This window comes from Geoalkalibacter sp. (assembly GCF_030604225.1).
Classification (GTDB): domain Bacteria; phylum Desulfobacterota; class Desulfuromonadia; order Desulfuromonadales; family Geoalkalibacteraceae; genus Geoalkalibacter.
Map to the genome: position 1 here is coordinate 1 of NZ_JAUVWH010000132.1, position 8,446 is coordinate 8,446.

Genomic DNA, 8,446 nt, shown 5'->3' on the forward strand with positions numbered 1-8,446 from the left:
AGGGCCGCCAGACTCTTGTCGAGGGCCGCTCGCTCCTCCTGGCGCCGCGCCTGCTCGCGCAGCTCGGCCATGCGTTTGTCCAGGTCCGCCTGGCGCGTGTCGGGCTTGGGTTCCGGCTTGGGTTCCGGCTTGGGCGCGGGCTTGGGCTCGGGTTTCGGCGCCGGCTTGGCCTCGGGCTTGGGCGCCGGCTTCGGTTCGGGCTTGGGCTCGGGCTTGGGCGCCGGCTTCGGCTCGGGTTTGGGCTCCGGCGGCTTGGGCCGCGCCACCTCGACGGGCTTGGCCTCGGGCTTGGGCGGCGCGGGCGCGGCAGGCCGGGCGGCGGCAGTTTGCGCCGCCTCGGGCTTGGCCGCCGGCGCCTCGGGACGCCCCGCTTGGGGATTGGCCACGGGCATCTGGGACAGATCCACGTAATAGACCGGGCGCGGTTCGCGCTTGGGCGCGCTGTAGAACACCCCGCCGAGGAGCAGCACCACGGCGGCGTGCAGCAGCAGGGACATGGCCACCATGGGACCGAAGCCGCGCTCGGGCGAGGACAGGGGCGGGCGGGAAAATAGCGAGTTCATGGGCAAGGGCGGTTCAGCGCCTGCGCGGGGCAGGCTCCTCGGGCGGCTGGGCGAGCATGCCGAGCTTGGTGATGCCGGCGCCGCGAATGGCGGCCATGACCTGCACCACCCGACCGTAGGGCACGTCGCGGTCGGCTTCGAGAAACACCTCCTGGGTCTCGCGCCCGGCCAGGGCCTGGCGCAGCACCGGCATGAGCTGGTCGGGATTTTCGACCTTGACCGGGCCGATGGCGATCTCGCCGGCGCGGGTGAGGCTCACCACCAGCGGCTCCTTGGCCTGATCGAGGGTCGGGACCTCGGCCACCTCGGGCAGATTGACCTCGACTCCGCTCTGCATCATGGGCACCGTGACCATGAACATGATCAGCAGCACCAGCATGACGTCGACGAAGGGCGTGACATTGATCTGGGAGAGCATGCGCCGCCCTCCCGAATCGCGACTTCCGACTTCCATGCCCAAGGTTTCAGCGCCTCCCCATCCGCTCGACGATGTTGAGCAGCTCCTGGGAGAAGATGTCCATCTCGTTGCTCAGGTTGGTGATCTTGGCGATGTAGTGGTTGTAGCCCACCACCGCCGGAATCGCCGCGGCCAGGCCGATGGCGGTGGCCAGCAGGGCCTCGGAGATGCACGGCGCCACCACCGCCAGGGAGGCACTGCCGGTTTCGCCGATGCCGTGGAAGGAATCCATGATGCCCCACACGGTGCCGAACAGACCGATGAAGGGGGCGATGGAGCCGGTGGTGGCGAGAAACGGCAGGAACTTTTCGAGGCGCTGGATTTCCGAGGTGGTGGCGCGACGCAGAGCGCGCGCGACGTTGTCGCCGCCGCCGAAATCGACGGAGGGCGTCTCCTCGCCCTCGCGGCGCTTCTGGCCCTTCATCATTTCCTGATAGGCCTCGCGAAACAGCACCCCGAGGGGCGCATGGGGGAAATCACGCACGCCCTGACTGATCAGGTCGAAGCGCTTCTTGGCCCAGAAGAAATCGAGGAACTTTTCCGAATCGCGCAGGGCGCGGTACACCACCCGCCCCTTGTAGAAAATGATGGCCCAGGACACCACGGAAAAATACACCAGCACCAGCACCACGAGCTTGACCACCGGACCGGCGGCGAGAATCATGTCCACGAAAGTAAGTCTCCCCAAAAATCAGCGGTTTGTCGATAACGACCCCCGATTATCAGCGATCCTCCAGCGCAAGTCAACAAGGACTGGAAGAGGTTGCCCGAGGCGCCGCGCCGGCTATTCTTGTAGAAAAACAGCGGAGCGCGATGCCATGCCGAGTCTTGCCGAAATCCGCCAAGCCGCCGCTTTTCTGCGCGACCGGGTGCGACGCACCGAACTGATCCATTCGCCCTATTTTTCCGAGCGCCTCGGCGCGCCCCTCTACTTCAAATGCGAGAACCTGCAGCGCACCGGTTCCTTCAAGATCCGCGGCGCCAGCTGGTTTCTCGCCCGTCAGGAGTCCGCGCGCCTGGCGCGCGGCGTGATCACCGCCTCGGCGGGCAACCACGCCCAGGGCTTGGCCCTGGCCGCGACCCGCGCCGGCATCGCCGCCACGGTGGTCATGCCCGAAACCACGCCCCTGGCCAAGGTGCTTGCCGCCCGCGACTACGGCGCGCGGGTCATTCTCCAGGGCCTAGGCTACGACGAGGCGGCGGACCATGCGCGGCGCCTGGAACAGGAACAGGGGCTGCTCTACGTGCCGGCCTTCGACCATCCCCTGATCATGGCCGGGCAAGGCACCATCGGCCTGGAGATCCTGGAGGATCTGCCCGAGGTCGAGACGGTGGTGGTGCCGGTGGGCGGTGGCGGCTTGATTGCCGGCATCGCCACCGCCGTGAAGGCGCAGCGTCCCGGGGCGCGGGTAATCGGCGTCGAGGCGGCGAACGCGGCCTCGGCCCTGCTGTCGCGCCACGCCGGGCGGCGGGTGGTGCTGCCCGAGGCGCACAGCCTCGCCGACGGCATCGCCCTCAAGGCGGTGGGCGAGCTGACCTGGCCCCTCATCGAGGCTCTGGTGGACGAGCTGGTCACAGTGGAGGAAGAGCCCATCGCCCAGGCCATCGTCGCCCTGCTGGAGAAGGCCAAGCTGGTCACTGAAGGCGCGGGCGCGGTGGGCCTGGCCGCCCTGTTCGGGCCGGACGCACCGGTGCATCGCGGGGTTACGGTGTGCGTGCTCTCGGGGGGAAATATCGACGTGCAGACCCTGGAACGGGTGGTGGAGCGTGGCCTGCTGGAGGAGGGACGTTATCTCAAGTTGCGTCTGGAGCTGCCCGACGTGCCCGGGGCGCTGGCGCGCCTGACCCAGGTGCTGGGCGCGGCGGGCGCCAACATCTTCGCCGTGCGCCACGACCGGCGCCGCTCGCGGCTGCCCCTGGGCAAGGCCGAGGTGCTGCTCGAACTGGAAACCCGCGGCCCCGACCACATCGCGGCGCTGCGCGCGCATCTGCGGGCTGAAGGCTACGAGTTCGACATCCTCAGGTAAGCTGCGGCGACCACCGCCTGTTCCTGAACCTGAAGCAGGATGCCGGTGACCTCGCCGTCCACGCGCAGGGGGGACAGACGCAACTCCAACCGTTTCGCGCCGCTTGCCGATCCGGCCAGGGTACAGAGCACCGGCAGCGCCGCCTCGCCGTCACGCAGCCGGCCCAGGGCGCGCTGCAACTCCTCGCGCCCCTCGACGAGCAGATCGAGGTCGAGGAGATTGCGACCCAGCAGCTCGCGACGCTCGCGGCCCAGCAGGGACAGCAGGGGCTTGCTGCAAAACAGCAGCAGGCCGTTGGAATTAAGCCGCGCCAGGCCCTGCTCGGCGCCCTCGACGAGCAGCTGGTATTCGCGCCGCGCCGCCCCCAGCAAGGCGTTTTCCTGGGCCAGCACGCGGCACTGGCCGCGCAGGTCGTCGAGTTCCGGCGTCGCCTCATCCTCGGCGGCGGGCGCGGCCTCAGGGCCACGCCGAGCGCGGCCGTAAACGAATGCGGCCGCCAGAGCCAGCACCGCCAGATGCATAAGGATTTGACCACGCGCCAGATAGCGGACGGGAGCCACCACCTCGGCTTCCGGCGCCGCCAGCACCAGGGTCAGGGGCCGCTCGCCGCCGGCCAGGGGCAGGTAGGTCAGCAGCCAGGCTCCGCCGTCCGCGGGCAGCCGCGCGCTGCCGTGGCCGCCGCGCGCCAGGCGCGGCGCGAAGGCCGCCGCGGCCTGGTCCGGCAGGGGCAGATCCGTGCCGGCGGCGAGAAACGCCGCACCCTGACGGTCAAAGAGCGCCAGGCGGCTTTCACCGGCCCCGCCCTCGGCCAGGCGCAAGGCCTCCAGGGACGGGTCCTGGGCGGGCTGAGCGGCGAGCTGCCGTTCCAAAAGCAGGGCGCTCTGCCGCGCCAGCCACAGCTGGCGTTCGAGAAAAGCGTCGCCCGCCCGCCGGGCGGAGCCGTCGACCTGCCAGAAAAAAATCGCGGCATAGACCAACAGGCCCAGGAGGACGGTGCTGAGAGAGAGTTTACGCATCAAGGCGCGGCCCTTTTTCACAGGTTGATGATTAAGCAAAAACAATATTAACTGAAATTTATATTTTATACAAGGCCCATCTCCATGTCCCTATCCCTGGTCCTCATCGGCACCGTGCACCACGACCCCTTGGGCGAAGTCCTGCTGGGCGCCCTCCTCGACCGACTGGCCCCCAAAATTCTCACCCTGGAGATGAGCCCCGCCGCCCGCGACCTGCGCCGCGAGCGCGCCCCCCGGTTGCTGCGCCGCCTCGATCGCCTCCTGCGGTTTCTCGCGCGCCGCGAGGGGCGCGACCTGGAGGAACTAGACGCCCACCCCGCCGTCGAGGACATCCGCGCCCTCCTCGCCCTGCCCTTTGAATATCGCGCCACCGCCGCGTATTGCCGACGGAACGGAGCCGAACTTCACCTCCTCGACGACAGCGATCTGACCCGCGCCCAGTTCGAGCTGACCGAAACCGAACTGATCCGCGCCCGCAATCTGCGCACCATCCTCGCCCTGCCGCCCCAGCCGCCGGCCCCGGAGAGCCTGGACACCGCGCGCCGGGTGCTCGCCCCCGAATGTCCCCGCGAAATCCGCCGCGCCTTTCTCGCCGGGCGGCGCGGCCCCCTAGGCATCGGTCCGCGCGACGAGCGCATGGCGCAAGCCATCCGTGACCTGCTCAAGACCCGGACGGAGGGCACCCTGGTGCATGTCGGCGGCTGGGTGCATTTGCTGGAGGACGAAGACGGCGGGAAAACCCTGTTCAGCCGGCTCGCGGATCTCGCACCGCGGCGCTGGCTGCTTGGAAATGGCAAAGAGTGACAGGAGCGGCTTCTCTGCTAAAATAAGGCGACGATAGAATTTACTTTCCTCCTGGAGGGCAGCTATGCTCGCACGCCTCGGTCTTATCCTACTTTTGTGCCTGGTGTTCACCGGCTGCGCCAAGGGCCCCACGATCCAGGTCCGCCATGACCACAACATTGATTTCGCGCAGTTCCACAGCTTTCAGTGGCTCGAAGGCACCCCCCAGGCACGTCTCGATGCCGTCGCCGAAGACGATATGGACCGCCTGATCCGCAACGCCATCCAGTTTCATCTCGAAAATCGCGGATTGCAGCGGGTCACGGAAAATGGCGACCTGCTGGTCACCTTCCGCTCCACCCTGCGCCAAGCGGTGGAAAGCGCCCCCGTCGGCCCGGGACGCGAATCCTCCTGGGGCTTTTCCCCCTGGGCCATGGTGTCGCGCCCTCCCGAGGCCAGCCTCAGCATCGACATGCTCGACCCGGCGACCAAGGCGCCCCTGTGGCAGGGCAGCGCCCGAACCCAGGTGCGCAGCCGCGAGGAAGCGCGCAGCAAGATTCACGAGGCGGTGCGCATGATGCTCGCCGGCTATCCGCCGCGCCCCCACTGAAAACCTTGCCTCACACCTTGCCCACCGGCGCCAGGTAGACGGTAAATTCCTCGGCACCGTCGACGCCGAGCAACTGGTCCATGAGATCCTGGCGGTAGGCGGCTATGGCGCAGGTGCCCGCGCCGATGGCCTCGCAGGCCAGGTAGAGATTCTGGCAGACATGCCCGGCATCCAGGGCGATGACCTTGTAGGAGGCCTCGGCGTAGCGCCATTCGCTGCGCGCCGGCAGCGCCGTCCACACGAAGGTCGCGGCCGCTTCGCCGGCAAAACGCTGGCCATGGGTGGCGTGGGCGAGGGAGGCGGCCAGATCGGCGGGCGCGCGCTCCGGAACCAAGGCGTGATCGAGGGGCAGGTAGCGGTAGATGCCGGGGGCCAGCCCCGCGACGTTGAGGATGCAGAGATAGGTTTCAAAAGGATGGCGGCAGCCCGCCGAGGGCACCGTCCGCAGCACCGCCGCCTCATGCAGGCGCTCGCGCACCCCCTGGGTGGCCCAGAGCAGAAACGCCAGCTCGTCGAGATTGAGGGGATCGCGGCGAAAGCGGCGCCGGCTCTCGCGCCGGGCGATGGCCGTGGCCAGGTCGCAGGAGGGAATATCCCAGTCATCGCGCCCCGGCAGGACCAACACCTCGGCACCCGCCGCCACCGGCTTCTGCACCGGCGGCGGCGCTTCACCCAGGGCCTGCGGCGTGCGCCGCCAATCGACCTCCTGGCGGATGTAATCGGTCAGAAACCAACGGCCGGCGTCCTTGGTGATGGTCGGCTTGCTCATGGCGAGACCTCCTCTGTTTCGCAGAAGTCTAGCAGAAACTCACTGGTCGCCGTGGGCGCGACGTAAGTCAAGACCATTCAAACCGACTTTTCCCCCTTGACCCTCGATCTTGCCTACGCTAACATCCCGCCCACATATTAAATTTTTCCAACCACCAATGCAGCGTTTCGAAGGATTGCTTGATGGCGGCAATCACTGCCTTCCTATAGATGCCAAAAAGGCCGCTTCCGGGTTTTTCCCGGGGCGGCCATTTTTGTTACTGCCCAAAGGGGGACAGGCTGGTTTTTCAGTGAAAATCAGCCTGTCCCCCTTTGGGATTCCTCACCCACCGGAGGTAATTCATGAAGCGACCCTGGAAAAAACTGACGGCTCTCGTGCTGGTCCCCTGCATGACATTTCTCCCCTTGCTGGGCTGCTCGGGCGGCGGTTCATCGGGCCACCCGGAGGCTGAAGCCAGCCCGAACCAGCTCTATTACGCCGCCCTGGCCGACAACCTCACCCTCGATCATGAGGACGCGCAGCCTCCCGGCAATCTGTTTGCCTCGGTAAAACATTTCGATCTGGTCCCGAGCGTTCAGCACGCCATGCTTTCGTCCGACAACGGTGCAGGTTATGTGGTTTACCAGCCGGCATCGGCGATCGCGCGCGAGGCCGTCGTTCGACCCCTTTCCCTCGCCCCGGAAGGCGACGGCATCCCGGGCTTCAAACTCGGGGAAGAAGTCCCCGAGGCCTGTCGAGGCTTGGCGGCGGAAGACTTGCGCGACTGTCTTGAAAACGAGGACCTGGCCATCGCACCCGCTGCCGTGCACAGCTCCCACTTCGACGCCGAGGCCCTGGCCGCCCTTTTCGGCCAAACCTTTGCCGACGCCCTGGTCGACCGGGTCATCGAGGCCAAGCTGGCCCACGTCGACGGCGGCACCCGCGCGCAGATCGCCGGCCAGCTCAATGACTATATCGATGACATTCCCGCGCATGCCTCCCTGGACCTCGCCGAGCATCAGATCTTTGACCGCGCCGGCTACCGGCTGGTCGGCGCGACCCTCACCGACGGCAGCCAGGGCGACATCGACGGAGATGGCCAAATGGATCGCCACTCGACCCTTAAAATCCAGGTCAGCAAGGAGCTCGACTACACCCGCGGCGGCCACAGCGAGCTCGACGCCATCTACCTTGATTACCTGGGATTTGTTCCCCTGGAGCGCTACCAGATCAACCTGCACATCCTGATTCACCTGGGCAGCCTGCATGAACTGCGGCAGCAGGTTGCGCCTTCCGCCGACGAGGAGCCGGCCAGCCTGGAGGAGCAGCTTGACCAACTGGAGCGCCAATGGCAGGCCACCTGGCTCAACAAATCCCTGGATGCCAACATCATCCGGCACGTTGTCGAGCGCGAGGAAACCCTGGGCTGGGAAAGCTGCGAATACAGTCTCTCGTTTCAGATTGCTCCGGATACCATCGTTGAGCACCTGGCGCCCATTCTGGAAGCCTCCCTGGAACGCGGGGACGCCTACGCCCACAATCTCATCGAACATCACATCAACGCGCAAACCGCCATCATCACCGGAGGGTCCGACACCGGCGATGGCGGCCCGCCCGTCGCCGCCACCCTTGGCGAAAACTCGGGCCCGCCCATCCGGGTCTTTTACCAGGTCAGCCGGCCCAGCGTCCGAAGCCTGGCGCTGTTCGGCAGCAGCGCGACGTCCGTCTCGCCAAGCGGCTGGAATTACGTCATGCTCGATGCCGCCGGCAACCGTGTGGCGATCCGCGACCCCGGCAGCGGCAAGCTGATCCTGGCCGAGGAGCCCGGCCCCGCGGAGCCCTCGGTTCAGCCGCTGTGGACGAAAAGCGGCGCCTGCAAGGACGGCGAGGGCGATTGGGCCTACTGGCCCTCGCGTGTGCGGACCGGCAACTTCGGCCGCGGCATCAACTGGATTCTGACCGAATCCCTGCTGCACAACCAGGTGGGCGACTACAAAAACATCCGCTGGTATCAGAGCCTGTGGAAATCGAGCGCGCAGGTGGCCATCAAGAGCGGCATGTGGGTGGTGAAAACTACCTGAAGGTTCAGCTGGGCGGCGCCGGGGCGTCACAGACCAAATACGACTACGCTCTGTATTTCATCCTGGAAGTTCTTTACCCCATGCTGTTCCGGGGACTTGCTCAGGATACCGGTCACGGCGACGGCCGGGGAGCCGTGGGAAAATCCTTTAAAATCGCCGGA

The 8,446-nt window shown here is 66.8% G+C and carries 9 protein-coding genes and 1 pseudogene; 5 read left to right on the forward strand and 5 right to left on the reverse strand.

What is annotated here, in order from left to right:
• The 3 genes and pseudogenes from QAT43_RS12675 to tolQ form a co-directional block, all read right to left on the reverse strand.
• Positions 1 to 563: pseudogene (locus QAT43_RS12675) on the reverse strand (hypothetical protein); the annotation flags it as partial.
• A 13-nt stretch (positions 564 to 576) separates the two neighbouring features.
• Positions 577 to 1,017, reverse strand: coding sequence for an ExbD/TolR family protein (locus QAT43_RS12680; RefSeq protein ID WP_305043449.1), 441 nt, complete (start codon positions 1,015 to 1,017; stop codon positions 577 to 579).
• A gap of 10 nt (positions 1,018 to 1,027) precedes the next feature.
• Positions 1,028 to 1,690, reverse strand: a complete 663-nt coding sequence (tolQ, locus tag QAT43_RS12685; RefSeq protein ID WP_442900261.1) for a protein TolQ — start codon at positions 1,688 to 1,690, stop codon at positions 1,028 to 1,030.
• Between the two features lie 148 nt (positions 1,691 to 1,838).
• Between tolQ and ilvA the strand changes: the two genes are divergently transcribed.
• On the forward strand, positions 1,839 to 3,047 hold the full coding sequence (gene ilvA, locus QAT43_RS12690) for a threonine ammonia-lyase (RefSeq protein ID WP_305043450.1): 1,209 nt from the start codon (positions 1,839 to 1,841) through the stop codon (positions 3,045 to 3,047).
• Here ilvA and QAT43_RS12695 read toward each other — a convergent pair.
• Entirely contained in the window at positions 3,023 to 4,063 is a 1,041-nt protein-coding gene (locus QAT43_RS12695) for a hypothetical protein (protein WP_305043451.1), read from the reverse strand. The genes ilvA and QAT43_RS12695 overlap by 25 nt on opposite strands.
• A gap of 84 nt (positions 4,064 to 4,147) precedes the next feature.
• On the opposite strand from QAT43_RS12695, the gene QAT43_RS12700 reads away from it, so the two are divergent.
• Together QAT43_RS12700 and QAT43_RS12705 are read left to right on the forward strand one after the other, a co-directional pair.
• On the forward strand, positions 4,148 to 4,867 hold the full coding sequence (locus QAT43_RS12700) for a hypothetical protein (protein ID WP_305043452.1): 720 nt from the start codon (positions 4,148 to 4,150) through the stop codon (positions 4,865 to 4,867).
• Between the two features lie 64 nt (positions 4,868 to 4,931).
• Complete coding sequence (locus QAT43_RS12705; RefSeq protein ID WP_305043453.1) at positions 4,932 to 5,456, forward strand: DUF4136 domain-containing protein; 525 nt, start codon at positions 4,932 to 4,934, stop codon at positions 5,454 to 5,456.
• Between the two features lie 10 nt (positions 5,457 to 5,466).
• On the opposite strand, the gene QAT43_RS12710 is transcribed toward QAT43_RS12705, so the two are convergent.
• The gene (locus tag QAT43_RS12710; protein ID WP_305043454.1) at positions 5,467 to 6,225 is read right to left on the reverse strand and encodes a SagB/ThcOx family dehydrogenase; all 759 of its coding nucleotides are present in this window, start codon (positions 6,223 to 6,225) and stop codon (positions 5,467 to 5,469) included.
• A gap of 341 nt (positions 6,226 to 6,566) precedes the next feature.
• On the opposite strand from QAT43_RS12710, the gene QAT43_RS12715 reads away from it, so the two are divergent.
• Positions 6,567 to 8,285, forward strand: coding sequence for a hypothetical protein (locus QAT43_RS12715; protein ID WP_305043455.1), 1,719 nt, complete (start codon positions 6,567 to 6,569; stop codon positions 8,283 to 8,285).
• Positions 8,264 to 8,446: hypothetical protein (locus tag QAT43_RS12720; protein ID WP_305043456.1), on the forward strand; the 183-nt coding region annotated here is incomplete at its 3' end. The genes QAT43_RS12715 and QAT43_RS12720, both read left to right, overlap by 22 nt.

What these genes read in the sequence shown, in the direction of transcription:
- QAT43_RS12680 (WP_305043449.1), bottom strand. Translation starts at nt 1,017, where the DNA reads ATGGAAGTCGGAAGTCGCGATTCGGGAGGGCGGCGCATGCTCTCCCAG.
- ilvA (WP_305043450.1), top strand. Translation starts at nt 1,839, where the DNA reads ATGCCGAGTCTTGCCGAAATCCGCCAAGCCGCCGCTTTTCTGCGCGAC.
- QAT43_RS12695 (WP_305043451.1), bottom strand. Translation starts at nt 4,063, where the DNA reads ATGCGTAAACTCTCTCTCAGCACCGTCCTCCTGGGCCTGTTGGTCTAT.
- QAT43_RS12700 (WP_305043452.1), top strand. Translation starts at nt 4,148, where the DNA reads ATGTCCCTATCCCTGGTCCTCATCGGCACCGTGCACCACGACCCCTTG.
- QAT43_RS12705 (WP_305043453.1), top strand. Translation starts at nt 4,932, where the DNA reads ATGCTCGCACGCCTCGGTCTTATCCTACTTTTGTGCCTGGTGTTCACC.
- QAT43_RS12710 (WP_305043454.1), bottom strand. Translation starts at nt 6,225, where the DNA reads ATGAGCAAGCCGACCATCACCAAGGACGCCGGCCGTTGGTTTCTGACC.
- QAT43_RS12715 (WP_305043455.1), top strand. Translation starts at nt 6,567, where the DNA reads ATGAAGCGACCCTGGAAAAAACTGACGGCTCTCGTGCTGGTCCCCTGC.